Raw genomic sequence first — 26,217 nt, 5'->3', positions numbered from 1 at the left:
TTTCGGGTCGCGCAGGCATCCATGCGACGCGGCCCGGCGTGTATGGAGATTCTCCCCATGGTTCAAAAATTTTCGTTGGGCGGCCGCGTCGCCTGGCTGAAGCGCTACGACCCCGACAGCTTGATCCGTCCGGCCGTGGTTCGTTTATGGAATGGCCTGGCGGCACGTCTCGACCTTGCCGCGCTGCGCTCCCCGCCACGGCATACCGGCGAGAAAGCCAAGGAAATCGAGCTGCGCCGCATCGAGGCCCTACGCGCGCGCGGCGCTCCCGTGCCACGCGTGCTCGGCGAGGGTCCGCGCAGCCTCATCCTCAGCGACATGGGACCGACGCTCGCGCATCGACTCAAACGCCTGAAGAGCGCCAACGACGCGGACATTCTCATCAGGCAGACGGCGCAGGCCATCGGCGAACTTCACCGCCATGGCGGCTACCTCGGACAGGCCTTCGCCCGCAACATCACGGTGGGCGAACGGGGCGTGGGGTTCATCGACTTCGAGGAAGATCCCAGCGAGATCATGACCCTCGCGCAAGCCCAGGCCCGCGACTGGGTGCTTTTCACCACGGGCGTGGGGCCCTATTTCACCGGCCGCGTGGACGCCTTGGGCGACCTGATCCGCGAGGAAGCCCTCAACGTCGAACCGCAGGTGGCCCGTGAGGTGCATCGCATTGCCCGGCGCCTCGGCTTCCTGGAACGCGCCGGGCGCTTCCTCGGACGCAAGGCGGCCGCGGTGGGAACGGCGGTGGGAGCCATGCGCAAGGGTTTCGCCAGCATCGCGTTGGTGGCTTACCTCGTCGACATGCTCAGCGACGGCGATTGCGACATGTGGAGAACCGTGGTCTCCGTGGTGGAGCAAGCCGCCCTCTAAGGCGTTCATCACCGTGAAGGCCATGGCGCACAACGACGTAATCGTTTACGAGTAACGCCATTTACGTGCCCACTCCCCGTGTCGGTGCCGGTATGCTACCCCGCTGCTGGCCCTCCTTGACGTCCCCACATGACCGCCATGACCCGACATCCCCGCATCGAAGCCCTGATCGACCGCATGACCCTCGAGGAGAAGGTCGGCCAGCTCGGTGTGTTCGCCGATGCCGTTCGCCCCTTCGCCCCCGACATCAATCCCGAGGTGAACGCGCGCGGTGCGGCCGAAGTGCTCGACCAGATCCGCGCGGGCAAGGTCGGCGCCCTGTTCAACGGCGTCGGTGCGGCGGAGGGCCGCGAAGCGCAACGCGTGGCGGTGGAAGAGAGCCGGCTCGGCATCCCGTTGCTGTTCGGCTCCGACGTGATCCACGGCATGCGCACCGTGTTTCCGATCCCGCTGGGCGAGGCGGCCAGCTTCGAGCCTGGCCTTGCCGAACGCACGGCGCGGGCCACGGCCGTGGAGGCGACGGCCGCAGGCGTGCATTGGACCTTCGCTCCGGCCATGGACATCGCCCGCGACCAGCGGTGGGGCCGCGTCGCCGAAGGCGCCGGTGAAGACGTAGTGTTGGGCGCCGCGTTCGCCGCGGCGCGCGTACGCGGTTTCCAGGGCGACGACCTCACCGCGCGCGACTCCCTGCTGGCCACGCCGAAGCATTTCGCGGCTTACGGCGCGGTGGCCGGCGGCATGGAATACAACACGGTGGACATCTCCCCGCAGACGTTGCGCGACGTGCACCTGCCGCCGTTCAAGGCCGCCATCGACGCGGGCGCGTTGACGGTCATGAGCGCCTTCAACGACATCAACGGCGTGCCGGCCTCGGCCAGCCGCGAACTGATGACCGGCATCCTGCGTGACGAGTGGGGCTTCCGCGGCTTCGTCGTCTCCGATTACACCGCGGACATGGAACTCATCGCGCACGGCTTCGCCGAAGACGAACGCGACGCGACGCGGCTGGCCTTCGTCGCCGGCGTGGACATGAGCATGCAAAGCGGGTTCTACGGCGCGCACCTGGCCGATCTCGTGGAAAAGGGCGACGTGCCCATGGATGTGCTCGACGAGGGCGTGCGCCGGGTGCTTTGCGTGAAGCAGGCCATCGGCCTGCTCGACGATCCCTACCGATCGCTCGATCCCCAGGCCGAAGCCGACGTATCCACCCTTCCCGCGCACACGGCATTGGCCCGCGATGCCGCGCGCCGCTCCATCGTTATGCTGAAGAACGACGGCACGCTGCCGTTGCGCAAGCGTGCGCGCATCGCGTTGATCGGGCCGTTCGCGCGCGACCGCGACAATATCGAGGGTTGCTGGACGCTGTTCGGCGACAAGACCCGTTACGTCGACATCGAAGCGGGCATCCGTGACGCGCTTGGCGGCGACGCTTCCCTCGAGGTGGTGGACGGCTCGGGCATCGAAGCCCCGCTGGAAGGTGGCATCGACGCCGCGGTGGCCGCGGCACGCCGCGCCGAGGTGGTCTTGCTGGCCATCGGCGAACCGCAGACCTATTCCGGCGAAGCGCAGGCGCGCACGCAGATCGTGGTGCCCGCCGCGCAGCAGGCGCTGGCCGAGGCCGTGATCGCCACGGGCACCCCGGTGGTGGTGCTGTTGAAGAACGGGCGCGCGCTGGCGCTCCAGGGCGCCGTTCGCGAGGCCAACGCCATCCTCGTCACCTGGTTCCTCGGCACGCAGACCGGGCCGGCCATCGCCGACGTCGTCTTCGGCGACTACAACCCTTCCGCGCGCCTGCCGGTGAGCTTCCCGCAGGATCCTGGCCAGCAGCCGTTCTTCTACAACCATCCGCGCACGGGCCGACCCGAATTGGCCGACCAACCGCCGGCGTTCAAGTCGCGCTATCGCGAGGTGACCTTCGAGGCGCTGTATCCCTTCGGCCATGGCCTGAGCTACACCACGTTCGCCTACACGGCACCGTCGGTGAAGGCGAGCGTGCAATGGGACGAGACCATCGTGGTCAGCGCCACGGTGATGAACACCGGCGCGGTGGCCGGCGAAGAAACGGTGCAGCTCTACGTGCACGACCGCGTCGCCAGCCGCGTGCGGCCGGTGCGCGAACTGAAGGCGTTCCGCAAGATCCTGCTCGCGCCGGGCGCCGCCGAGGAAGTGGTGTTCGAGCTCACGCGCGCGGACCTGGCCTTCACGCACGTGGATGGGCGCACGTTCGAGGCCGAGCCGGGCCGATTCGACGTATGGATCGCGGGGTCGTCCGCGCAGGGCGAAGCCGCCTCCTTCGTACTCGAAGCCGAGGGCTGAAGCGGGCACGTTGCCGCAGGCGCGAGCGGACGGTCTTCGCGCTACCGTATGAGGGGTTTTCCTCATCGGAGTCCACCATGCACGACCTCAGAGGCAAGATCGCCCTCGTTACCGGCGCGGCCAGCGGCATCGGCCGCGCCATCGCCGAGGCCTACGCCAACGCCGGCGCGACGGTCGTCGTCGCGGACATCGCCGCGGACAAGGCCCGCGACACCGCGAACGCCCTGGGCGACGGCGCGATGGGCATCGCCATGGACGTCGCCGACGAATCCCACGTGGACGAGGGCTTCGCGCGCGTCGAGCGCGAACGGGGCCCCGTCGACATCCTGGTGAGCAACGCGGGCATACAGATCATCTCGCCGCTGGTCGATCTCTCCTTCGCCGACTGGAAGCGCATGCTGGCCATCCACATGGACGGCGCGTTCCTCACCTCGCGCGCGGCGATGCGCCAGATGATAGCCGCGGGTCGCGGCGGATCGATCATCCTCATGGGCTCGGCGCATTCGCACGTCGCATCGAAATTCAAGGCACCGTACGTCGCCGCGAAACACGGGTTGCTCGGCCTCGCGCGCGTCGTCGCGAAGGAAGGCGCGGAGCATCGCATCCGCGCGAACGTCATCTGCCCCGGCTTCGTGCGCACGCCGCTGGTGGAAAAGCAGATTCCCGAGCAGGCCAGGGAACTGGGCATCTCCGAAGCGGAGGTCGTGCGCGACGTGATGCTGCGCGACACGGTCGATGCGGAATTCACCACGCTCCAGGACATCGCCGACACCGCGCTCTTCCTCGCCGGCTTCGGATCGAACGCGCTCACCGGGCAATCGTTGCTCGTGAGCCACGGATGGCATATGCAGTAGGCAGGCGCGTCCTGGCAAAAACGCTAGCCGAATCCCGGCGACCGCCGCGGGCTAAAAAAAGGGGGGGCGCCGAAGCGCCCCCCTTTTCTTCCCATTCCGGGGAAGGCGATCAGATCGCGTAGTACATCTGGAACTCGAGCGGGTGGGTGCTCGCGCGGTAACGCGTGACTTCCTGCATCTTCAGCGCGATGTAACCGTCGATGAAGTCGTCGGTGAACACGCCGCCGGCCTTCAGGAACTCGCGATCCTTGTCGAGCGCGCTCAGCGCCTCGTCGAGGCTGGCGCAGACCTGCGGGATGTTCTTCTCTTCTTCCGGCGGCAGGTCGTAGAGATCCTTGTCGGCCGGCGCACCCGGGTCGATCTTGTTCAGGATGCCGTCGAGACCGGCCATCATGAGCACCGTGAAGGTGAGATAGCCCGACTGCATCGGATCCGGGAAGCGGATTTCGATGCGGCGGCCCTTCGGGCTGGACACGTACGGGATGCGGCACGACGCCGAACGGTTGCGCGCCGAATAGGCGAGCATCACCGGCGCTTCGAAACCCGGCACCAGGCGCTTGTAGCTGTTGGTGGTGGAGTTGGCGAAGGCGTTGATGGCCTTGGCGTGCTTGAAGATGCCGCCGATGTACCACAGCGCCGTCTGCGACAGGCCGCCGTAGAGGTCGCCCGCGAAGAGGTTCTCGCCGTTCTTCGACAGCGACTGGTGCACGTGCATGCCCGAGCCGTTGTCGCCGACGATCGGCTTGGGCATGAAGGTGACGGTCTTGCCGGCCTGGTGGGCCACGTTCTTGATGACGTACTTCATCGTCATCAGTTCGTCGGCCTTCTTCACCAGGGTGTTGAAGCGCGTGCCGATCTCGCACTGGCCGGCGTTGGCCACTTCGTGGTGGTGCACTTCCACCACCTGGCCCAGCGACTCGAGCACCTTGCACATGTCGGCGCGCAGGTCGCCCAGGCTGTCCACCGGGCTCACCGGGAAGTAGCCGCCCTTCACGCCCGGGCGATGGCCGGTGTTGGTGCCGTCGTACTTGTAGCGCGACGACCAGGCGGCCTCTTCGGAGTTGATCTCGTAGAACACGCGGCCCATGTCGTTCTGCCAGCGGATCGAGTCGAAGATGAAGAACTCGGGTTCCGGACCGAAGAACGCCGTGTCGGCGATGCCGGTGGACTTCAGGAAGGCCTCGGCGCGCTTGGCGATCGAGCGCGGGTCACGGCCGTAGGCCTGCATGGTGCTCGGCTCGAGCACGTCGCAATGAAGGATCAGCTGCTTGTGGGCGCTGAACGGATCCAGGTGCGCCGTCTCCGCGTCGGGCAGGAGCACCATGTCCGATTCGTTGATGCCCTTCCAGCCGGGGATCGACGAGCCGTCGAACATCTTGCCGTCCTCGAACGTCCCCTCGTCGATGGCGTGGGCGGGGAAGGTGACGTGGTGGTGCTTGCCGAGCATGTCGGCGAAGCGCAGGTCGACGAACTCGATGTTCTCTTCCTGGATGAGGTTCAGCACTTTGGAAGCGGCGGACATACGGACCTCGAATTGGGTATGGGGCGGAATGCTTATAGCAATCGCTGTGCCAGCGGCTCCGCCATCGACGGGGCGCCCTGGGCGAGCCCAGGCATCATAGACCGGCCCTGGACGGAATGCCGAATTGCACCATTCCGGTGCAACTCGGCGCGTTATGCACCAATCGGAAAGGGTTGACGCCATCCGCCCGACATGGTTTTTGTGTCGTCCGTATATCTTCCGGCGACCGACGGCCGCTACCCCTCCCCAAGTTTCGACCGATGACGAAAAAACACGAAGACGACACGCCCGACGCCGGGCGCCGCCGCCTGCTGGGCGGCATGGCCTCCACCGGCGCGCTGCTCGCGCTGGGTGGCGTGAACGAGGTGGCCGGCGCCGCGGGCAAAGCGGCATCCACCGCTCCGGCCGGGGCCGAACTCGATGCCCTCCTCGAGAAGCACATCGACCACGTGGTGGTGATCTACGCCGAGAACCGCAGCTTCAATAACCTGTTCGGCGACTTTCCCGGGGTGAAGGAACCGCTGTCCTCGCTGCCGCCGGAGCGCACGAGGCAGATCGACCGCGACGGCAAGCCCTTCGATACGCTGCCTCCCATCTGGGGCGGCATGGTGCCGCACGAACAGACCGTGGCGCACCGCACTTACAAGGTGGCCGAGAAGGACCTGACGGGCCTTCCCAACGCGCCGTGGGCGCTGCGCATGCCCGACGGCACGCCGCTGCCGCACGGCGTGATCACGCGCGACCTCGTGCACGCCTTCTACAACAACCAGGCGCAGATCAACGGCGGCAAGAACGACGGCTTCGTCGCCTGGGGCGACAGCGGCGCGTTGGTAATGGGCCACTACGCCGAGGCGCCGGTGCACCTGCGCCTGTGGCGCTTGGCCGAGCAGTTCACGCTCTGCGACAACTTTTTCATGGGCGCCTTCGGCGGCTCGTTCCTCAACCACCAGTACCTCGTGGCCGCGCAGCCGCCGATCTATCCGGATGCCGACAAGGGCCCGGCGCAGTTCAGCATCGCCGTGACCCGGAGCGGCAAGGCGGACGATCCCCGTCTGAAGCTGTCCGACGAATCCCCGTCCAGCGCGATGCAGGGCAAGCCGAAGTTCGCCCACCACGCCACGCTCACGCCGGATTTCTTCGCGGTGGGTACGATGGGCCCTCCGTATTCGCCGGGCTTCAACGTCGACCGCAAGAATCCCCTGCTGGCCGACATGAGCAGCCCGAACAACCTCGTGCCGCAGAAGCACAAGCACATCGGCGACATGCTCTCCGCGAAGAACGTGGACTGGGCCTGGTATGCCGGCGGCTTCCAGGCCGCGCTCGACGGCCATGGCGACAGCGACGACGGCAGCTTTCCGTCCACGCCCAACTTCCAGGCCCACCACCAGCCATTGAATTATTTCGAGGATCTCGCGCCGGGCACCGAGGCGCGCAAGCACCGCCTGCGTGACGGCGGCCTGGGGGAAACGGCGAAAACGAATCGTTTCCTCGCCGACGTGGTCGCGGGCAAGCTGCCCACGGTCACCTTCTACAAGCCGCAGGGCGATCTCAACATGCACGCCGGCTATTCCGACGTGGAAGCCGGCGACCGCCACATCGGCGCCATCGTGCACGAACTGCGCAAGAGCAAGCAGTGGAAGAACATGCTCGTGATCGTCACCTTCGACGAGAACGGCGGCTGGTGGGACCACGTGGCGCCGCCCAAGGGCGATCGCTGGGGGCCGGGCACGCGCATCCCGGCGCTGGTGGTATCGCCGTTCGCGAAAAAGGGGCACGTGGAACACACGGTGTACGACACCGGTTCCATCGCGCGTTTCCTCACGCGGCGGTTCAAGCTGGAAAAGCTGCCGGGATTGACGATGCGCGAGGAAGCCATGATCGCAGCGGGCGGGCCCGCACCGGGCGACCTGACCGAGACGCTGGACTTCTCGCCCCGGTCGTAAGGGTTTTTGCGACACGCACGTACCGCGCCGTGGGCACCCGGCTTTTCAGTGCCCCACCCCACCCGATGCGAACGGCGGCTTGGCGAACCAGATGACGATCATCGCCAAGCCGAACATCAAGCCGAAGATCCAGAACACGTCGTTCACCGCCAACGTCGCCGCCTGCATGTCCACGATGCGATTCAAGGCGGCGTTGGCCACCGGGCCCTGGATGCCGCCCGCCTGGAACCGGTCGAGGTATTCCATGGTCGTGCGATCGCCGGATACGACGTGCTCGGTGAGTACCGCATGGTGGAACGTCGTGCGGTGCGAATACATCGTGGTGCTCACCGCCGTGGCGATGCTGCCCGCCAGGGTTCGGAAGAAGTTCGACAGGCCCGATGCGCTCGCCACCTGCTCGTCGGGAATGCCCGAGAGGATGATCTGGTTCACCGGCACGAAGAACAACGCCACGCCCGCGCCCATCATGAAGCGCGGCTCCGCCAGTTCGTGGTACGGGGCGTTCGTGCTCAGCGTGGACATCCAGAACGACGCCGCGGCGAAGATCGCGAAGCCCACCGTGTTGAGCACGCGCAGGTCGAAGCGGCTCTGGAACGCGCCCACCAGCGGCGACATGAAGATCGCCAGCAAACCGATGGGCGCGACCACGAAGCCGGCCCACGTGGCGTTGTAGCCGAGCACCTCCTGCACCCATTGCGGCATCACCACCGTGCCGCCGAAGAAGGCGAACATGCCCAACGACAGGCACAGCACGCCGACGAGGAAGTTGCGTTTGCCCAGCAGGCGCAGCTCCACCACCGGGTTCTTGTGCATCAGCTCCCAGGCCACGAGGAAGGTGAGGCACACCAACGAGACGATCGCCAGCACCGTGATGAGCTTGGAGCTGAACCAGTCGTCGTCGTTGCCGTTGTCGAGCATGAATTGCAGGCAGCCCACGCCGACCGCCAGCAGGAACAGGCCGACCGCATCCACCGGGATCTTCACCACTTTCGATTCGCGGCCGCGCAGGAGGGTGAGGGTGATGATGAGCGCGAACAGGCCGACGGGAATGTTGATGAAGAAGATCCACGACCAGTGGTAGTTGTCGGTGATCCAACCGCCGAGAATCGGACCGAACACCGGCGCCACGACGACCGTCATCGCCCATAGCGCCAGCGCGATGGGCCGGCGCGCGGGCGGGTAGTTGTTGAGCAGCAACGTCTGCGAAAGCGGCACCATGGGCCCCGACACCGCGCCTTGCAGGAGACGGAACACGATCAGCATCGGCATGCTTTGCGACAGTCCGCACATCGCCGAGAAGATCACGAACAGCAGCACCGATACGCTGAAGGTGCGCACCTCGCCGAATCGCTTCGCCACCCAGCCCGTCAGCGGCTGCATCACGGCGCTCGCCATCGAATACGCACTGATCGCCATGGTGCCTTCGTTGCTGCTGACACCGAGGTTGCCGGCGATCGTGCGCACGGAGACGTTGACGATGGAAATGTCGAGCACTTCCATGAACGTCGCCAACGCCACGCCGGCCGTGAGCAGCGCGAGCTGCCCGCCATGCATCGGCGGCGGCGTACCGCCCTGGCCTTTCGCGCCGGCCATGCGTCAGCCGCGCTTGGCCGGAACCGGGGTGGGCACGGCGACCGTGTTCTCGCGGATGATCTCCTGCGCGCGCTGGTCGGCCTCGCTCATTTCCTGCTCGTAGACGTTGGTGCTCGCCAGCGGTTTGGTGCGCGGGGTTTCCGCCAGCACCTTGCCGTCGCGGTCATGGGTGTCGACGGTGACGTAGGTGGACAGGCCCACCCGCAGCGGGTGCTTGCGCAGATCCTCCGCATCGATCGCCACGCGCACGGGCAATCGCTGCACCACCTTGATCCAGTTGCCGGTGGCGTTCTCGGCCGGGAGGAGCGAGAAGGCGCTTCCCGTGCCCGCGTTCAGGCCCACGACCTTGCCGTGGTATTCGAAGTCGGAGTACATGTCCGTCGTGATTTCCACCGGCTGGCCGATGCGGATGTGCTCCAGTTGCGTCTCCTTGAAGTTGGCGTCCACCCAGAGATCCTGCAACGGCACCACGGTCAGCAGGTCCTGTCCCGGCTGGATGCGCTGGCCCACCTGCACCTGGCGCCGCGCGGCGTAGCCTTCGATGGGCGAGACGATGGCATTGCGTCCGCTGTTCACCCATGCGTTGCGGAATTGCGAGCGGGCCTGGATCACGGCGGGGAAGTTTTCCACCGACGTACCGTCCACCTGCGCGTGCGCGGCGGCGGCTTCGCGTTCGGCCGCCTGCAATGCGGCATACGCCTGCTGCATCTGGCGTTTGCCGGTGTCCACTTCCTCGGCCGAGACCGCGCGGCGCTCGAGCAGCGGGTGGCGACGGTTATATTCGTCGCGGGCCTGTTCGTACTGCGCGCGACGCTGCGGAATGGCGGCGTCGGCCTGGTTGGCTTGCTGCTGGCGCGCCTGTGCCTCGCGCACGGCTTGCGCGAGCTGGCCCTCGGCGTTCATCAGGGCGACCTTCGCGTCGACCGGGTCCAGGCGCACCAGCACCTGTCCCGCGTGCACGCGCTCGGTTTCCTCCACGGCCACTTCGACGACGGTGCCGGCCACACGCGACGAGATCGTCACCATGTCGCCCTTGACGTAGGCATCGTCGGTCTTCTCGCGCTGGGTGAACACGAAGATGTAGAGCAGAAGCCAGGTAAGGCCGGCAAGCAGGAAGACGGCGGCGATGATGGACAGGACGATGATCTTCTTGCGCTTGGCTTTCGGATCGTCCTTGTCCTCTTTCTTGTCGCCGTCCTGCTTTTCGTCGTCTTTCTTCTTGTCGTCTTTCTTGTCGCCGTCTTCGCCGTCGTCTTTCTCGTCGTCCTCGTCGCCGTCTTTCCCCTCGCGCTCGGGATCGCTCTCGTCGCCGTACTTGTGCAGGTACTTGTAACGGTACTTGTAGGGTAGCGGTGCGTTCGCGCCTTCGTCGCGCGGTTCGTCGTTCTCGGTGGTCATCGCGTGGATTCCTTGCCGGCCGCCACGGCCGGAAGATCGGGCAGGTCGTCGGCGCGGTAGCCGCCGCCCAGTGCGTGGATCAGGGAAAGGTTGGCCGACAGCGTCTGGCTGTCGATCTGCAGGCGCGCGTCGCGTTGCTGGTCCACCTGCATGTCGGCGCGCAGCCAGTCGCGGTCGTCGATGAGGCCTTTGGAGCGGCGATCGCCGGCCCGGCGCTGCTGTGCACGCGCGGCTTCGAGCTGTCGATCCTGCTGTACGCCGCGCGCGTCGAGCATGCGCAGGGTTTCCACGCCCTGCGCGACCTCACCCGCCGCCTGGACCACGGCGCCGTCGTATTGGGCCACCGCGGTGTCCAGTTGCGCCTGCGCGCCTTCGTACTGCGCGCGCAGGCGGCCGCCGCTGAAGATCGGCAACTGGATGGAGGGGCCTATCCCTCCCAGCGTCAATTCGGTACGCGTGCCCGAGCCAAGGTCCGGATACGTGCGCAGGTAGGCACCCAGCGCGGTCAGGCTGACATCGGGGTAATAGGCCTTGCGCGCCTGGTCGATGTTTTTCGCCGACGCCTCGATCTGCCAGCGCGCCGCCGCGATGTCGGGACGACGCGCGATGAGGCCCAGGCGTGCATCGGGCGGAAGATCGGTGTCGGCCGCGGGCAACGGCCGAGGCACGAGGTCGCCCAGTTCCTCGAGCGAGACGCCCGCCAGGGCGGCGAGCTGCACCAGGTCGAGTCGCGCCGCGCCTTCGAGCTGGGCGACGCCGCCACGTTGCTGGGCGAGTTGACCGTCGGCCTGGTCGAGCGCGGTGGGATCGTCCAGGCCGCCGTGCACGCGTAACTGCACCAGCTCCCGGTACTCCTCCGCGCTGCGCACCGCATGCCGCGCCACGGCGAGGCGAGCCTGCTGGGCCTACCAGTCGAAGTAGGTGTTGACGACGTTGTACTGCAACGACGTCGCCGCCGACGCGCGCTCGGCCTCGGCGGCGCGCGCCTGTCCCACGGCGGCGGCCACGGCATCCTTTTGCTTGCCCCACAGATCGAGGTCCCACGTCGCCAACGCGCCGGCGGCACCGCTGTTGCTCCAGCTGCTGCCCGGGCTGAGCTGGAATCCCTGGGCACTGCCGGTGGCGCCGGGCGCCTGTCCGCGCAGCGTGACATCGTTGTAGCCGTGGTTGCCGCTCAGCAAGCCGCGCACCTGCGGGTTGAGCTCGGCCTTCGCCGAATCCACCGCGCGCAACGCGGCGCGATAGCGGGCCTCGGCCTGTTCCATGTCCGGCGACCCGCGCATGGCGAGTGCGATCACGCGGTCGAGCTGGCCGTCGCCGTAGCGGCGCCACCATTCGGCCGGTGGCCAGCCGGCCTGCCCCGTGGGAAGGCCGGCCAGCGGCACCTCCTCGCGGGGCACGAAGGCAGGCGGCCGCACGGGGGGCGCGCAAGCGGCGAGCGAGAGCGCGGCCGCGACGACGACGATGCATGGACCGCCGCTCGAGCGGCGGGTCCGGAAAGGGTTCGACACCATGACGGGTCCGTATGCGAATTCTTGCGAACGGGCACCGTCCACAGTTACAGGCACCGCGTGGGCACGATGTGATGGCAAGCCGCTAAGCTATGGCGCCGTCCCCCCACGAAGAAAAGCCCGTCACGTGAACGACTTCATCAGCGCCATCCTGCTCGGCATCGTCGAGGGCATCACCGAGTTCCTCCCCATTTCCAGTACCGGCCACCTGCTCATCGCCGAGCGCTGGCTCGGCGCGCGATCCGATCTGTTCAACGTCGCGATCCAGGCCGGCGCGATCCTGGCCGTCACCTTCATCTACTGGCGCACGCTGTGGAGCTTCGTGCTGAACTGGCGCCGCCCGGAGACGCGCGACTACGTCGCCAAGCTGGCCGTGGCCTTCCTCATCACCGCGGTGCTCGGCCTGATCGCGACCAAGCTCGGCTTCAAGCTGCCCGAGACGATCACCCCGATCGCCTGGGCGCTGATCATCGGCGGCGTATGGATGATGGCTGCCGAAAAACTCGCCGCGAAGCATCCCGAACGCACCGCCGTCACCTGGCGCGTGGCGATCCTCGTCGGCCTCGCGCAGATGGTGGCGGGCATTTTCCCGGGTACCTCGCGGTCGGCATCCACGATCTTCGTCGCCATGCTCGCCGGCACCAACAACCGCGCGGCGGCCACGGAATTCGCCTTCCTCGTGGGCATTCCCACCATGTACGCGGCCACCGGGTACGAGCTGCTGAAGACCTTCAGCCACGGCGGTGCCGCGGGCGAGGACTGGACCGGGCTCGCCGTGGCCTTCGTGGTGTCCACCCTCGTCGCGTTCGCCGCGGTGAAGTGGCTGCTCGGCTACATCCGCTCGCATCGCTTCACGCCGTTCGCGATCTATCGCATCGCGTTGGGCGTCGCGCTGCTGTTGTTCCTGCCGGCCGGCGGCTGAGCCGGGTCGTCGCGCCTGCGTACGCCGGCGCGACGAACGATCAGGCGACCGCCGCGATCTCCTCGGCCTGCTGCTCCAGGAGCTGCTGCCGGCGCAGGCGCAACTCGGCTTCCTGCTGCGCCATGATCCGGCACTGCGGGTCGCTGGTGCGCTGGAACAGCTCGCTGGTCCACTCGATGAAGGCCTGCACGCGCGCCGAGAGGTGCCGCTTCTGCGGATAGACGATCCACAGGTTGGAACCGGTCGAGATCGTGTCGGGCATGACGATCTCCAACTGGCCCTTCGCCAGCGCGTTGGCGGCGAGGCAATGCGGAGTCTGGATGATGCCCAGGCCGGCCACGGCCGCCTGGATCACCGACTCGCCGTCGTTGATCAGCATGTGCGCGTCGACGTCCACCGCCACGCGACCGCCCGGCGTGTCGAACTGCCACTGATAGGGCTTGCCGGTGGTGGGATAGACGAAGTTGATCGTGCGGTGGGTCTTGAGGTCGTCGATGCTGCCCGGCGTGCCGTGGCGCTGGAGGTAGGCCGGCGCGGCGCACAGCACGTTGCTGAAATGGCCGATCTTGCGCGCGATGAGGCTGGAATCGGCCAGCTCGCCCATGCGGATGGCGCAGTCGAAACCCTCTTCGTTCAAGTCGAAGGGGTAATCGCACATGGTCAATTCGAGCCGGATGTCGGGGTAACGCCGCTCGAACTCGACGAGGTTGGGGATGATCGCGGAGCGCCCCACGGCCGATGAGGCCGCTACCCGCAACTTGCCCGCCGGCTTGGTGCGGGCGTAGCCCAGCGCCTCGGTGGCCTCGGTGAGATCGGCAAGGATCTCCTTGCAACGCGCATAGAACGCGGAGCCATCGTCGGTCAACCGCAAGGATCGCGTGGAGCGAAAGAACAGCCGCGCGCCGAGGCTCTCCTCCAGGCGGGAAATGGCGCGGCTGACGCCCGAGGGGGTCATCTCGAGATGCTGCGCCGCAGCGGAAAAACTCTTGGCTTCGACCACCCGTACGAAAACGCTTATCGCCGAAAAATCTTCCATCGTCGACCTCGGAATCTTCGAATTCGTGACTGACCGTCACAGGCGAGGTGATTGTAGACCCATTTTTCGCTTGACGAGCAAGACCTAGATTTCGCCACCTGAAGTGGTCCGGCTTGACCTCAACCAATGTTGAGGTCACATCCTGCCGCACCGCAACGTCTTATCCCATCCCTTACCGACTCACCCAGGACAGCCATGAAGAAGAAAATCCTGTTCGGTTCCTCCGCCCTCGCGGTCGCCGTCGCCTCGGCCATCTGGCTGAGCGCGGGCGGGCCCACCCGCGCCGCCGAGCCCGCCGCCGCGCCGCCGGCCCCGGAGGTCACCGTCGCCCAGGTACTGCTGCGCCCGGTCACCGACAGCGCCTCGTTCACCGGCCGCGTGCAGGCCGTGGACACCATCGACGTGAAGGCCCGGGTGAGCGGCTACATCGATTCGACGCACTTCCATGAAGGCGCCACGGTCAAGAAGGGCGACCTGCTCTTCACCATCGACCCGCGCCCGTACAAGGCCGAGGCCGATCGGCTGGCCGCGAACCTGGTGCAGGCCAAGGCCGAAGCGAAGAACGCCGACGCCAACGCCGCCCGCGGCGCCAAGCTCGTGGCCCAACATGCCGTGTCCCAGGAAGAAGCCGATCGCCTGGACACCGCCGCCGCCAGCGCACGCGCGCAGGTCGCCTCGGTGCAGGCCGCGCTCGACGCCGCCCGCCTCAATCTCTCGTTCACCGAGGTGCGCGCGCCCGTCGACGGCCGCGTGAGCAACCAGCGCATCACCCCGGGCAACCTCGTGACGCCCAGCGATACGCTGACCAGCGTGGTGACGGTCGATCCGATGTACGTGTACTTCGACGTCGACGAACAGACCTTCCTCAAGCTCGACCGCCTGCGCCGCCAGAACGGCCGCGCGCCCGAGGTACAGATGGGCCTGGCCGACGAGAGCGGCTATCCGCACGCCGGCAAGATCGACTTCATCGACAACCAGGTGCGTGCCGGTGCCGGCACGATCCGCTTGCGCGCCGTGTTCCCCAACGCCGATGGCGCCTTCACCGCCGGCCTCTTCGCCCGCGTCGAGTTGCGCAGCGGCAACCCCGTGCCGCGCGCGCTGATCGACGACAAGGCGGTGGGCACCGACCTGGGCAACAAATACGTCTACGTGGTGGGCAAGGACAAGAAGGTGGCTTATCGCCGCGTGTCCACCGGCGCCCTCGTGGACGGACTGCGCGTGGTCGACGACGGTCTCGGTGCCGACGACGTGGTGGTGGTCAACGGCCTCCAGCACGTGCGTCCGGGCGTCGAGGTGAACGCAAAGCGCGTCGCGATGGCCTCGCTCGTGCCCAACGCCGGCCAGAACGTGGCCTCGCGTCCGGCCGGCGTCGACAGCGTGGCGCAGAACCAGGACTGATCCTCCCATGAAAATCGCGCAATTCTTCGTCGAACGCCCGATCCTGGCGGGCGTGCTGTCGGTGCTGTTCCTGATCGCGGGCGGTATCGCCGTGTTCAAGCTGCCGATCAGCGAATACCCGGAAGTGGTGCCGCCCACCGTGGTGGTGAAGGCCACCTACCCCGGCGCCAACCCCAAGGTGATCGCCGAAACCGTCGCCACGCCGCTCGAAGAGCAGATCAACGGCGTGGAAGGCATGCTCTACACCTCCTCGCAGTCGACCAGCGACGGCACGATGACGCTCACCGTCACCTTCGCCCTGGGCACCGACCTGGACAACGCGCAGGTGCAGACGCAGAACCGCGTCTCGCAGGCCCTGCCGCGCCTGCCCGAGGAAGTGCAGCGCCTGGGCGTGACCACCACCAAGAGTTCGCCCGACCTCACGATGGTGGTGCACCTGACCTCGCCGGACAGCCGGTACGACATGCTCTACCTGTCGAACTACGCCCGCACGCGCATCAAGGACCAGCTCGCCCGCCTCGACGGCGTCGGCGACGTGCAGCTGTTCGGCGCGGGCGAGTACAGCATGCGCATCTGGATGAACCCGGAAAAGCTCGCCATACGCAACCTCACCACGGGCGACGTGGTGAAGGCCATCCGCGAGCAGAACATCGAAGTGGCCGCCGGTGCGCTCAACGCGCCCCCGGGACGCAACGACAACGCCTTCCAGGTGAACATCAACACGCGCGGCCGCCTGATCACCGAGGACGATTTCCTCAACATCATCGTGCGCAGCGACCCCACCGGCTCGGTCACGCACCTGCGTGACGTGGCCCGCGTGGAACTGGGTTCGAACAACTACGCGCTGCGCAGCCTGCTCAACAACAAGGAGGCCGTCGCGATTCCCATCTTCCAGCGCCCGGGCTCGAACGCGATCGCGATCTCCGACGAAGTGCGCAAGGAGATGGCGGAACTGAAGAAGGACTTCCCGCAGGGCGTGGACTACTCCATCGTCTACGATCCGACCGTGTTCGTGCGCGGCTCGATCGAGGCCGTGGTGCATACGCTGTTCGAGGCGATCGTGCTCGTCGTGCTGGTGGTGATCCTGTTCCTGCAGACCTGGCGCGCCTCGATCATCCCGCTGGTGGCCGTCCCGGTCTCGCTGATCGGCACGTTCGCCGTGATGTACCTGGTGGGCTTCTCGCTCAACGCGCTGTCGCTGTTCGGCCTGGTGCTGGCCATCGGCATCGTGGTGGACGACGCCATCGTCGTGGTGGAGAACGTCGAGCGACACATCGAGCACGGGCTCGAACCCAAGCTGGCCACGCGCCAGGCCATGAAGGAAGTGACCGGCCCCATCGTCGCCACCGCGCTGGTGCTCTGCGCCGTGTTCGTGCCGGCGGCTTTCATCAGCGGCCTCACCGGCCAGTTCTATCGCCAGTTCGCGCTGACCATCGCCATCTCCACGGTGATCTCGGCGTTCAATTCGCTCACCCTCAGCCCGGCGCTGTCGGCCATCCTGCTCAAGGGCCGCGACGAGCCCAAGGACCGGCTCACGCTGTGGATGGAACGCTATCTCGGCTGGATCTTCCGCCCGTTCAACCGCACGTTCGAACGCGCGGCACACGGCTACGTCGGCGGCGTGAAGAAGATCCTTCGCTTCTCGGCCGTCGTGCTGGTGATCTATGCCGGCCTCGTCGCCCTGGGCGTATTCGGCTTCATGAAGACGCCCACCGGTTTCGTGCCGCCGCAGGACAAGCAGTATCTCGTGGCCTTCGCGCAGCTTCCCGACGCGGCGTCGCTCGATCGCACCGAAGCGGTGATCCGCAAGATGGGCGACATCGCCATGAAGGATCCGGGTGCGGAAAGCGCCGTGCAGTTCCCCGGCCTGTCGATCAACGGGTTCACCAACAGCACCAACTCGGGCATCGTCTTCGTGACGCTGAAGCCGTTCGAGGATCGCCGTGCGGCCGACCTGTCGGCCAACGCCATCGTCGCGCGCCTCAACAAGCAGTTCGCCGGCATCCAGGATGCATACATCGCGATCTTCCCGCCGCCGCCGGTCAACGGCCTCGGCACGATCGGCGGTTTCCGCATGCAGATCGAAGATCGCGGCGACATGGGCTTCGAGGAGCTGTACAAGCAGACCCAGGGCATCATCGCCGCCAGCCACAAGACGCCGGAACTCTTCGGCCTGTTCTCCAGCTACCAGGTGAGCGTGCCGCAGTTCGATGCCGACGTGGATCGCGAGAAGGCCAAGAGCGAAGGCATCGACCTGGGCGACGTGTTCCAGACGATGCAAGCCTACCTCGGCTCGCTCTACGTGAACGACTTCAACCGCTTCGGCCGTACCTACCAGGTGAACGTGTCGGCGGAGCCGTCGTTCCGCCACGAGCCCTCCGACATCGCCAACCTGAAGACGCGCAACGCCAACGGCGACCTCGTGCCGCTGGGCTCGTTCGTCACCGTGCGCCAGACCAACGGCCCCGACCGCGTACAGCATTACAACGGCTTCCCCACCGCCGAGATCAACGGTGGCGCGGCACCGGGTTACAGCACCGGCCAGGCACAGGAAGCGATCGAGAAACTGGTCAAGGCCAACCTGCCCAACGGCATGACCTACGAGTGGACGGAGCTGACCTACCAGCAGATCCTCGCCGGCAACACGGCGGTGCTGGTGTTCCCGCTGTCGGTGCTGCTGGTGTTCCTGGTGCTGGCCTCGCTGTACGAGAGCCTGAGCCTGCCGCTGGCCGTCATCCTGATCGTGCCGATGGTGCTGCTCTCGGCGATCACCGGCGTGATCGTCACCGGTGGCGACAACAACATCTTCACCCAGATCGGCCTGATCGTGCTGGTGGGCCTGGCGTGCAAGAACGCGATCCTGATCGTCGAGTTCGCCCGCGAGGCGGAAATCGACGGCATGAACCGCGTCGACGCCGTGCTCGAGGCCGCCCGCCTGCGACTGCGCCCGATCCTCATGACCTCGTTCGCCTTCATCATGGGCGTGGTGCCGCTGGTGACCTCGCACGGCGCCGGTGCGGAAATGCGCCATGCCATGGGCGTGGCGGTGTTCGCGGGCATGCTCGGCGTGACCTTCTTCGGCCTCATCTTCACCCCGCTGTTCTACGTGCTGATCCGTGGCATGAACGAGCGTTCGGCCGCCCGCCGCGCCGCTCGCCGCGAACGCCGTCTTCTCGAACACGCGGCACGGGAGTCCTGATCCATGAAAACCCTGTTCCGTAGCACCGCCCTGTTCGCCGCCCTCGTGCTCGCCGGTTGCGCGAGCGTGGGCCCGGACTACCACGCGCCCAAGGAAGCGCCGGTCACGCTGCAAGGCGTCGATCCGGCGCGCCAGACCACCGTGGATTTCCAGGCCCAGTGGTGGAAGCAGTTCGGCGACCCGACGCTCGATACGCTGATCCGGCGCGCCGCGGCGAACGCGCCCGACCTGAAGATCGCGGTGGCGCGCCTGAACCAGGCGCGCGCCGCCCTGGGCACGGCGAAGTCGCAGCAGATTCCCGACATCGAAACGGGCATCGATTACTCGCGTGCCCGGGGCCAGCAACCCGGCTTCACCGACCAGCGCACCACGGTCACGACGTACCAGGCCGGCTTCGACGCGTCGTGGGAGCTCGACCTGTTCGGCGGCATCCGTCGCCAGGTGGAGGCCGCGCGCGCCGATGCCGCCGCCGGCGAAGCGTCGCTGCACGACGCGCAGGTCACGTTGTTCGCCGAGGTCGCGCGCAACTACTTCGACCTGCGCGGCACGCAGCTGCGCATCGACGTGGCCAAGCGGGATATCGCCAACCAGCGGGATTCGCTGAAGGTGATTTCGGCGCGCGTGGAGGTCGGTACCGGCGCCGAGCAGGACCTGGCCAGCGCCAAGGCCCGGCTCGCGGCCGTCGAAGCGCAGCTGCCCGTGCTCGAGACGCAGTCGCAGGCCGACCAGTTCCGCATCGCGGTGCTGTTGGGCGTGCGTCCGGGCGAGCTCGACGTCGACCTGTCTCCCACCACGTTCAAGCCCATCGACGTGAGCATCGCCATCGGTGGTGCGGACGCGGTGCTGGCCCGCCGCCCGGACATCCGCGTGGCCGAGCGTGAACTGGCCGCCGCCAATGCGCGCATCGGCGTGGCCAAGGCCGACTGGTTCCCGCACATCTCGCTGGGCGGCTTCATCGGTTTCCTCGCCGGGCGCAGCAACGATTTCGGCGGCGCCGACACGCGTGCGTTCTCCATCGCGCCGAGCATCGCGTGGTCCGGCCTCAACGTGCAGCGGGTGAACTCCGGCGTGAAGGGAGCCAAGGCGCGTGCCGAGGAAGCCCGCGCGAACTACGATCGCACCGTGCTCTCCGCGCTGGAAGACGTCGACAATTCGCTGGTCGGCTTCAACCAGCAGCGCGTGCGGGTGGAGAAGCTGATCGTGCAGGCAAAGGAGAGCCGCCGCGCCGCGGAACTGGCGAAGCTTCGCTACGACGCGGGCCGCACCGACTACCTCGAACTGCTCGACGCCGAGCGCACCCAGCTCTCGGCCGAAGACCAGCTCGCCGAAGCCGAGGCGGCGATCAACGTGCGTGCCGTGCAGCTGTACAAGGCGCTCGGTGGCGGCTGGGAAGCCTGCGGCGACGCGTCGTGCAGCGAGGTCGCGAAAGCGCCATGAGCCCGGCCAAGGTCCATCGCCTGCCGGTGCGCGAAACCCGTTCCGCCGCCACGGTGGTGGAACCGCCGCTCAACCAGCGCGTGGCGCTGGTGAGCGGCGCCAATCGCGGCATCGGCCTGGAGGTGAGCAAGCAGCTCGCCTCCTGCGGCATCACCGTGTTCATGGGCATGCGCGAGCCGGGCAAGAACGAGAAAGCCCTGAAGGCCGTTCGCGCGCTCGGCGGCGATGCCCACGCATTGAAGCTCGACGTGACGAAGTCCGCCGACGTGGAAAGCGCCATCGCGCAGATCGAGGGCCGCACCGGTCGCCTGGACATCCTGGTGAACAACGCGGGCGGTTACTTCGACCACGACGCACGCGCGGCGCGGCCCGACCTCGACCGGATCCGCGACGCGCTCGAGGTGAACCTGCTCGGCGCATGGCGTCTTACCGGCGCCGCGTTGCCGCTCATGCGTCGCCATGGCTATGGGCGCGTGGTGAACGTATCCAGCGAATGCGCCACCGTGGCGATGTGCTGCGACACGGCACCCGCCTATCGCGTGTCGAAAGCCGCACTCAATGCGTACACGCAGGTGGTGGCGAAGGAAATGGCCGGCAGCGGCATCCTCATCAACGCGGTGTCGCCCGGCTGGACCGCCACGACGCTAGGCGGCAGCGGCGGACGGCCGGTGGCCGAGGCCGCCGAAGGCATCGTGTGGGCGGCGTTGTTGCAGGAGCGCGAGGCGGGGAACGGCGACTTCTACCGGGATCGCGTGAAGATCGGCTGGTGAATTGGCTCAGGAAGCGGCGTCGCTTGCTCGGACGCAAGGCGCTGGACGGAGCGATGACACACCATCGGCTCTACCGCGAAATGATATGCGCGAACCACGTCCACCCGCGCAGCCGCGCGGTGATGAGCTTCACGCACGTGAGCATCGGCACCGCGAGAAGCGCGCCGGGAATGCCCCACAGCCAGCCCCAGACGAGCAGCCACAGCAGGATCGCGACGGGCGAAAGCCGCGAACGGCGCCCCTGCAGCATCGGCGTGATCATGTTGCCTTCCACGGCGGTGATGCCCGCGAAGGTCATGGCGGGCAGCAAGGCCGTGCCGATCTGCTGGAAATGCAGCGAGCCGACCACGGCCAACACCGCCGTCGTGGTGATCGAACCGACGTAGGGAATGAAGTTCGCCACCGTGGCGAAGCATCCCCATAGCAGGGGATCGGGTACGTCGTAGAAATACAGCATGCCCGAAGTGACCAGGCCCAAGGTGACGTTGATCGCGACGGTGAGCAGCAGGTAGCTCGATACCTCCACCTGGATGCTGCGCACGATGCTGACCGTGTGCCGCTTATAGGCGAAGGTGGGCGATATCTCCACCGCCCGGCGCAGGATTTCGTCGCCATACACGAGGAAGAAGAACACCAGCAGCGCCACGGTCAGCACGCTGGCGACGATCTTCGGCGCCGTCGACACGACGTCCCATGCGGTGAACGCCAGACTGCTCGGTTGCTGCGCCGCGCGCGTGACCGCGCCCCCGGTCAGCGACTGCGTCGCGCGACTGGCAGCCTCGATCTGCTGCGTGAGCGGCTTGATTTTCGGCGCCAGCGAACGCATCGCCGTGGGCGCCTCGTGGAACCAGTTCATCGCCGGCTGCGACAAGGTGGCCACGGCGCTGACGATGCCCGCGCCAAGCAGCAGCATCAGCGTCACCGCGGCCAGCCAACGCGGCACGCGCCAACGCGCCGCCGTGGCGACGATCGGGTTCAGCGCGAGGCCGATGAAGGCCGCCAGCACCAACGGCACCAGCAACGATTTGCCGATGGCGATGGTGTAGACCACCGCCAGCAGGATGATGCCCGTGAGCGAAATGCGTATCGCGCGCAGGTGGCGCGAGATACGCCGGGTGCTTCGCCCCGCGCCCGCCTTGCGCCGCGGCCGCGCCACCAGCGATGACACGGCCGAACCGGGCGCCGCCGTGGACGCGAGCGGCGTGGGCAGCGGACTGGCGGCGTCGGTCACGGCGACTCGGCGGCGACGTCGGCGGCGTCGCCCGCGAAGTCGCCGAGCAGGCTGCCGGCGGCCATGGAAATGAGCTTGCCGACGATGTCGGCACTGCCGCCCGCGACCAGGCCGCTCACGCCAGGGACGGCCAACGGATTGACCTTCGCCGTACCCAGCAAAAAGCCGGAACCGGCGGCGAGCCCCACCACGGTGAGCGGGTGTTCGTAACCCCGTGCGATGAGCGACGCGGCGGGCGCCACGGTTTCCTCGCGCGCGACGACGACCTTGGCCCGGGCTTCGGCGACCTTCGCCATGTTGCTGAAAATACCCATCGTCTAGTCCTCGGCGCGCTCGCCTTCCGCCCTGCCCCGTTTCGCCGCTTCCCTCGCCAGGGTGGCGAGTTCGGCACGCGTGGCGGGAAGGGTAAGCCAGTGCATGCCCCGGCGGAATACCAGGATCGACAGCACCAGCAGGATCAACTGAAGGCCGGCCAGCGCCGTCAGCGCCCATGCCCACGAGCCGAACCACTGCGCCAGGCCCCAGCCGGCCAGGGCCAGCAGCGTGAATCCCAGCGCCACGGCGAACACGATGGCCGCCAACCCCATGAACAGCATCATGACGATGCCGCTGCGCGCGAGCCCGATCTCCGCCAGCGCCAGCTTCAGCTGGGCGCCGAACAGGTTCTTCAGGCCGACGCCGAGGCGGCGAACGTCGTCGATCCAGGACGGCATCGCCGTTCCGGGTCGCGGATCCACCGCCTCGTGGTCGTCACCGAGCCCCGAGGGACCGTCTTCCCGCATGCGTCGTCCCCCGGGCCAGCGAATCAGTTACGGAAAATCCGGCCCGCGAGCCAACCGGCAGCAATGGCCATCGCGATGGACTGTACCGGCTTTTCGCGCACGTAGTCGCGGGCGACGTCGAGCCAGTCGTTGGCGCGGTCGACCGCGTCGTCGTAGGCCTCCTTGCCGCGCAACTTGGCTTCCTCGGCCTTTTCGGCGGCGCGCGTGGCACCGTGGGCGGCCTTGTCGGTGGCGGTGTGCAGGCCGCTTTCGACCTTGTCGGCCGCGCGATCCACGGCGTCCTTGGTGCGGTCGACGGCGTCGGAAGTGGCCTGCTTCACGCGCTCGGCACGCTCTTCGATGCGCTCGGCGGCCGACAGGGTGTTCGCGGCGGCGGTGGCGGCGTTGGCAACGCGGTCCTCGGGCTTACTCATGGTGGACGTCTCCATCGTATCGGGCAGGTCAGGTTAGTGGGCAAAGGGTGACAGGCAGGTCACGGCGCGCCGCGCCCCCGGAAGAACGAGATGATCGCCAGGATCAGGAAGATGACGAAAAGGATCTTCGCGATACCCGCCGCCGTGCCGGCGATGCCGCCGAAACCGAAGACGGCCGCGATGATCGCGATCACGAGGAAAATGAGGGCGTAGTGCAGCATGGCAGCGTCTCCGTCGTTAGTACGCGGGATCATTTAAATCCCGCGCGGCGCGCATGCCGCGTGAACGTGCTGAACGCCGGCGGCGCGGCGTTCAGCATGGGCTTCACGATGCCGTCACGCCTTCACTTTCGGGTTGAGCGAATAGGTGCCGGTGAGCACCGCCTCGTCGATGACGTGGCCTTTGATGACGTCGCGGAACTCGGCCAGCGTGAAACCGTTTTCCAGCTCTACCTTTTCCACGTCCAGCGCATAGACGTGGAAGTGATAGTGGTGCGCGATCGTGTCGTTCCACGGCGGGCACGGGCCGTCGTAGCCGTGGTAGTGGCCTTCCATGTCCGGGTCGCCCTTGAACCAGCCGGTGTAGTCGTTGAGGCCCTGTACCGTGCCCGGCGGACCGACCAGGTCATCCTTCAGCTTGCCGTTGCCCTTGCCGCGCGGCACGATGCCCTCGCCGCAGGCGCCCTCGGCCAGCTCACGGCATTCGACCGGGATGTTGGCCATAAGCCAGTGCACGAACTCCACGCGCGGCAGATCGCGGGGCACGTCGCGGCCTTCGACGTTGACGTTGTCGGGCTTCGACGGCACATCGGTATCGATCACCGCGATGGCGAACGACTTCGCCGTGGCGGGCACTTCGTTCCAGGCCAGGTGGGGGGTGGCGTTACCGGCGGGCTTGATGCGCTCGCCGCCGATTTCCATGAAGGCGTTGTTCGCGGGGATCGGCTTGCCGTGTTCGATGCTGTCGCTCTTGAGGCGCATGGGGATGTCCTTCTTGCTTCGTGGAGGAGAGTCGATGGATGGCGCCGTTCTCGTCGTCCGACCCGCAGGCGTCGGCGAAACGGCCCGTGACCTTCTTTCGGCGATCCCGTCGCCGACGGCGCGATGCATCGAAGACGGAGGCGGATCGAAGGCGATGGCGCGGCTCACGTGACGGGCTCCCGGGTGGTGGCTCAGGTTAGCCCGCCGTTCGCGAAGGCCAGGTCAGCGCCGTATCGCGTCGAAGCGGGCAGCGATGTAGTCGTCGGTAAAGCTGGTCATGCTGAAATCGCGGATGAAACCGCAGTGGCCGCCGTATTTCGTGATGTCCAGCTCCACGTTGGGAGGCAGGCGCAACTGGTCGAAGGCGGCGACGGGGATCACGGGATCGTCGCGCGAGGTGAGGATGGTGGCGGGAACGTGCAGGTTCATCAGGCGATCGCCCGCCACCGAATAACCGTCGAGATAGGCCTCGAGCGAGTCGAAATCGGTGTGGCGCAGCACCAGCGAGCGCGTGAGGTCGCGCATGTTCTGGTTGAGTTCGTCCAGTTCGAAATAGGTCTGCTGCGGAAACGCCTGCTGCTTCATGCGCAACGAACGGCGCCACTTCTGCATGAAGTACGTGCGGTAGAACCACGGCGCCGAGCTTTCCAGGGAGAACAGGCCCTCGCTGGGGTCGATGATGGGACACACCGCCATCACGTAGTCGATGGCGATATTCTGCGAGGGCGCCATCATGGCCGCACGCAACGCGAAATTGCCCCCGAGCGAAAACCCGGCGATACCCACCGCGCGCGACGGGAACATGCGCGATATCTCGCCCAGCGCGATCACCACCTCGTCGATGCGGCACGAATGGAACAGCGCTTCGTTGAGCCCGTGGCTGTCACCGTGATCGCGGAAGTTGAGCCGGAAGACGTCCCAGCCGTCTTCGAGCAGACGGCTGCCGGTCTGCAGCACGTAGGTGGAATCGACGCTGCCTTCCCAGCCGTGGAAGAGGATGGCCAGGCCGCGCGATTCGGCGCCCGTGGCCTGCGCCGTGTAGCGCCCGCTCAGGCGATCGCCCTGGCCCACGTCGATGAGCACTTCGTGGGCGTTCTCCTGCACCTTGTGGGCGCGCTTGGGCAGCAGCCGGCGACGCACGCCGCTGGATGAGAGCATCGTCTGGACATGGCCGCTGCGCAGGGGCCACGGGGGAACGAAGTCGGAGCCTTTCGGCAGGTTCATACGACCGCGCCGTCTTCCAGCGCGGCGGCGATGCGCTCGCGCGAGGCTTCGGCCATGCGGCGACGGCCGTCGGGCGACATCGACACCGGCTCGAGGAAATGCACCTCGACGTCGAGCGGGGCTTCGCCGAGCAGGCGTAGGAAGTTGCCCATGAAGCTCTCGCCCTCGCGGAAACCCGCGTCGACGATGCGGCGGCCGTGGCGCGCGAAGCGCAGGGCCACCGGCTGCACGGGTACTTCGGCATCGAGCGCCGCCTGGAAGATGCGCGCATGGAACACGCGCAGCACGCCGTTATGGCCGGTGCCGCCCTCGGGGAACACGGCCACCGAGCGGCCCTCGCGCAGGCGCTGCACCATCACCGCCATCACCGAGGCGAGCGAGTGGTTGTTGCCGCGGCGGTGGAAGATCGTGCCGCCGCGCGAGGCCATCCAGCCCACCAGCGGCCAGTTGGCGATTTCCGCCTTGGCCACGAAGCAGGCGGCGCGCTGGGAGTGCAGCAATTCGATGTCGAGCCAGGAAGTGTGGTTGGCCACGAAGAGCACCGGATCGGGCAACGGGGTGCCGAAGCGGCGGCTACGGAAGCCGAAGACGCGCAGCAGCATCGTCGACCACATGCGGATGGTGCGATGGGCCAGCGGCTCGCGGCCGTTCTTCATCACCCCGCCCGCCCAGCTCAGGATGAGGGCGCAGATCACGATGCCGAACAGAACGTGGAGCAAAAGCAAGGGCACCCGCCAGACGTAACGCAGGGGACGCAGGCGGTCGCGAGGGGTTGGGTTGGCAGTGGCGGCTTCCATCGAGCGGACAAGATTAACGATGGG

Annotated in this window: 23 protein-coding genes; 9 read left to right on the top strand and 14 right to left on the bottom strand. The window is 67.1% G+C overall.

Annotated features, from left to right (window positions below; genetic code table 11):
* Positions 1-57: 57 nt before the first annotated feature.
* The 3 genes from L2Y94_RS00520 to L2Y94_RS00510 all read left to right on the top strand — a co-directional run bounded on the left by L2Y94_RS00520 (position 58) and on the right by L2Y94_RS00510 (position 4,037).
* Complete coding sequence (locus L2Y94_RS00520; RefSeq protein WP_247372209.1) at positions 58-867, top strand: lipopolysaccharide kinase InaA family protein; 810 nt, start codon at positions 58-60, stop codon at positions 865-867.
* A gap of 138 nt (positions 868-1,005) precedes the next feature.
* Positions 1,006-3,183 (top strand): glycoside hydrolase family 3 N-terminal domain-containing protein, encoded by a 2,178-nt coding sequence (locus tag L2Y94_RS00515; protein ID WP_247372207.1) that lies wholly within the window; start codon positions 1,006-1,008, stop codon positions 3,181-3,183.
* 77 nt (positions 3,184-3,260) lie between these two features.
* A complete protein-coding gene (locus L2Y94_RS00510) occupies positions 3,261-4,037 on the top strand; it encodes a 3-hydroxybutyrate dehydrogenase (protein WP_247372206.1) in 777 nt (258 codons plus the stop codon).
* Positions 4,038-4,146: 109 nt separating this feature from the next.
* Here the strand turns inward: L2Y94_RS00510 and glnA are convergent, their stop codons facing one another.
* Positions 4,147-5,559 (bottom strand): type I glutamate--ammonia ligase, encoded by a 1,413-nt coding sequence (glnA, locus tag L2Y94_RS00505; protein ID WP_247372205.1) that lies wholly within the window; start codon positions 5,557-5,559, stop codon positions 4,147-4,149.
* Positions 5,560-5,819: 260 nt separating this feature from the next.
* Between glnA and acpA the strand changes: the two genes are divergently transcribed.
* A complete protein-coding gene (gene acpA / locus L2Y94_RS00500; protein ID WP_247372203.1) occupies positions 5,820-7,502 on the top strand; it encodes an acid phosphatase in 1,683 nt (560 codons plus the stop codon).
* Positions 7,503-7,547: 45 nt separating this feature from the next.
* Here the strand turns inward: acpA and L2Y94_RS00495 are convergent, their stop codons facing one another.
* The 4 genes from L2Y94_RS00495 to L2Y94_RS00480 are packed head-to-tail and all read right to left on the bottom strand — an operon-like array spanning position 7,548 to position 12,007.
* The gene (locus tag L2Y94_RS00495; protein WP_247372201.1) at positions 7,548-9,095 is read right to left on the bottom strand and encodes a DHA2 family efflux MFS transporter permease subunit; all 1,548 of its coding nucleotides are present in this window, start codon (positions 9,093-9,095) and stop codon (positions 7,548-7,550) included.
* Positions 9,096-9,098: 3 nt separating this feature from the next.
* On the bottom strand, positions 9,099-10,493 hold the full coding sequence (locus L2Y94_RS00490) for an HlyD/EmrA/EmrK family protein (RefSeq protein WP_247372199.1): 1,395 nt from the start codon (positions 10,491-10,493) through the stop codon (positions 9,099-9,101).
* The gene (locus tag L2Y94_RS00485; RefSeq protein ID WP_247372198.1) at positions 10,490-11,377 is read right to left on the bottom strand and encodes a TolC family protein; all 888 of its coding nucleotides are present in this window, start codon (positions 11,375-11,377) and stop codon (positions 10,490-10,492) included. The genes L2Y94_RS00490 and L2Y94_RS00485 overlap by 4 nt, the downstream gene beginning before the upstream one ends.
* A 21-nt stretch (positions 11,378-11,398) precedes the next feature.
* Positions 11,399-12,007: a TolC family protein gene (locus L2Y94_RS00480; RefSeq protein WP_247372196.1), complete on the bottom strand. Its 609-nt coding sequence runs from the start codon at positions 12,005-12,007 to the stop codon at positions 11,399-11,401.
* 124 nt (positions 12,008-12,131) lie between these two features.
* Here L2Y94_RS00480 and L2Y94_RS00475 point away from each other — a divergent pair, with 124 nt between their 5' ends.
* Positions 12,132-12,926, top strand: a complete 795-nt coding sequence (locus L2Y94_RS00475) for an undecaprenyl-diphosphate phosphatase (RefSeq protein ID WP_247372194.1) — start codon at positions 12,132-12,134, stop codon at positions 12,924-12,926.
* Positions 12,927-12,966: 40 nt separating this feature from the next.
* On the opposite strand, the gene L2Y94_RS00470 is transcribed toward L2Y94_RS00475, so the two are convergent.
* Entirely contained in the window at positions 12,967-13,962 is a 996-nt protein-coding gene (locus L2Y94_RS00470; RefSeq protein WP_247372192.1) for a LysR family transcriptional regulator, read from the bottom strand.
* 195 nt (positions 13,963-14,157) lie between these two features.
* Between L2Y94_RS00470 and L2Y94_RS00465 the strand changes: the two genes are divergently transcribed.
* From L2Y94_RS00465 to L2Y94_RS00450, 4 genes are read left to right on the top strand one after another with little or no spacing between them, the layout of a single operon-like run.
* On the top strand, positions 14,158-15,360 hold the full coding sequence (locus L2Y94_RS00465) for an efflux RND transporter periplasmic adaptor subunit (protein WP_247372190.1): 1,203 nt from the start codon (positions 14,158-14,160) through the stop codon (positions 15,358-15,360).
* Between the two features lie 7 nt (positions 15,361-15,367).
* Positions 15,368-18,559: an efflux RND transporter permease subunit gene (locus L2Y94_RS00460; RefSeq protein ID WP_247372188.1), complete on the top strand. Its 3,192-nt coding sequence runs from the start codon at positions 15,368-15,370 to the stop codon at positions 18,557-18,559.
* Between the two features lie 3 nt (positions 18,560-18,562).
* Positions 18,563-19,996 carry an efflux transporter outer membrane subunit gene (locus L2Y94_RS00455; protein ID WP_247372187.1) on the top strand — a complete coding sequence of 478 codons (1,434 nt, stop codon included), beginning with the start codon at positions 18,563-18,565 and terminating at the stop codon, positions 19,994-19,996.
* Positions 19,993-20,766, top strand: coding sequence for an SDR family NAD(P)-dependent oxidoreductase (locus L2Y94_RS00450; RefSeq protein ID WP_247372185.1), 774 nt, complete (start codon positions 19,993-19,995; stop codon positions 20,764-20,766). The genes L2Y94_RS00455 and L2Y94_RS00450 overlap by 4 nt, the downstream gene beginning before the upstream one ends.
* Positions 20,767-20,836: 70 nt before the next feature.
* On the opposite strand, the gene L2Y94_RS00445 is transcribed toward L2Y94_RS00450, so the two are convergent.
* The 8 genes from L2Y94_RS00445 to L2Y94_RS00410 form a co-directional block, all read right to left on the bottom strand.
* Complete coding sequence (locus tag L2Y94_RS00445) at positions 20,837-21,997, bottom strand: AI-2E family transporter (RefSeq protein WP_247372183.1); 1,161 nt, start codon at positions 21,995-21,997, stop codon at positions 20,837-20,839.
* Entirely contained in the window at positions 21,994-22,311 is a 318-nt protein-coding gene (locus L2Y94_RS00440) for a hypothetical protein (RefSeq protein WP_247372181.1), read from the bottom strand. Before L2Y94_RS00440 ends, L2Y94_RS00445 begins: the two co-directional genes overlap by 4 nt.
* Positions 22,312-22,314: 3 nt before the next feature.
* Positions 22,315-22,710 (bottom strand): ABC transporter ATP-binding protein, encoded by a 396-nt coding sequence (locus L2Y94_RS00435; RefSeq protein WP_247372179.1) that lies wholly within the window; start codon positions 22,708-22,710, stop codon positions 22,315-22,317.
* A gap of 92 nt (positions 22,711-22,802) precedes the next feature.
* The gene (locus tag L2Y94_RS00430) at positions 22,803-23,192 is read right to left on the bottom strand and encodes an ElaB/YgaM/YqjD family protein (RefSeq protein ID WP_247372177.1); all 390 of its coding nucleotides are present in this window, start codon (positions 23,190-23,192) and stop codon (positions 22,803-22,805) included.
* A 59-nt stretch (positions 23,193-23,251) separates the two neighbouring features.
* Positions 23,252-23,413, bottom strand: coding sequence for a DUF1328 domain-containing protein (locus L2Y94_RS00425; RefSeq protein WP_144911839.1), 162 nt, complete (start codon positions 23,411-23,413; stop codon positions 23,252-23,254).
* A 114-nt stretch (positions 23,414-23,527) separates the two neighbouring features.
* The gene (locus L2Y94_RS00420) at positions 23,528-24,172 is read right to left on the bottom strand and encodes a YbhB/YbcL family Raf kinase inhibitor-like protein (protein WP_247372175.1); all 645 of its coding nucleotides are present in this window, start codon (positions 24,170-24,172) and stop codon (positions 23,528-23,530) included.
* A gap of 222 nt (positions 24,173-24,394) precedes the next feature.
* Positions 24,395-25,396 (bottom strand): YheT family hydrolase, encoded by a 1,002-nt coding sequence (locus L2Y94_RS00415; RefSeq protein WP_247372174.1) that lies wholly within the window; start codon positions 25,394-25,396, stop codon positions 24,395-24,397.
* Positions 25,393-26,193, bottom strand: a complete 801-nt coding sequence (locus L2Y94_RS00410; RefSeq protein WP_247372172.1) for a lysophospholipid acyltransferase family protein — start codon at positions 26,191-26,193, stop codon at positions 25,393-25,395. Before L2Y94_RS00410 ends, L2Y94_RS00415 begins: the two co-directional genes overlap by 4 nt.
* Positions 26,194-26,217: the final 24 nt, after the last annotated feature.

Source organism: Luteibacter aegosomatis (genome assembly GCF_023078455.1).
In the GTDB taxonomy this organism is placed as follows: domain Bacteria; phylum Pseudomonadota; class Gammaproteobacteria; order Xanthomonadales; family Rhodanobacteraceae; genus Luteibacter; species Luteibacter aegosomatis.
The sequence above is the reverse complement of the archived record's forward strand: the minus strand, read 5'-3'. Positions and strand labels throughout refer to the sequence as shown.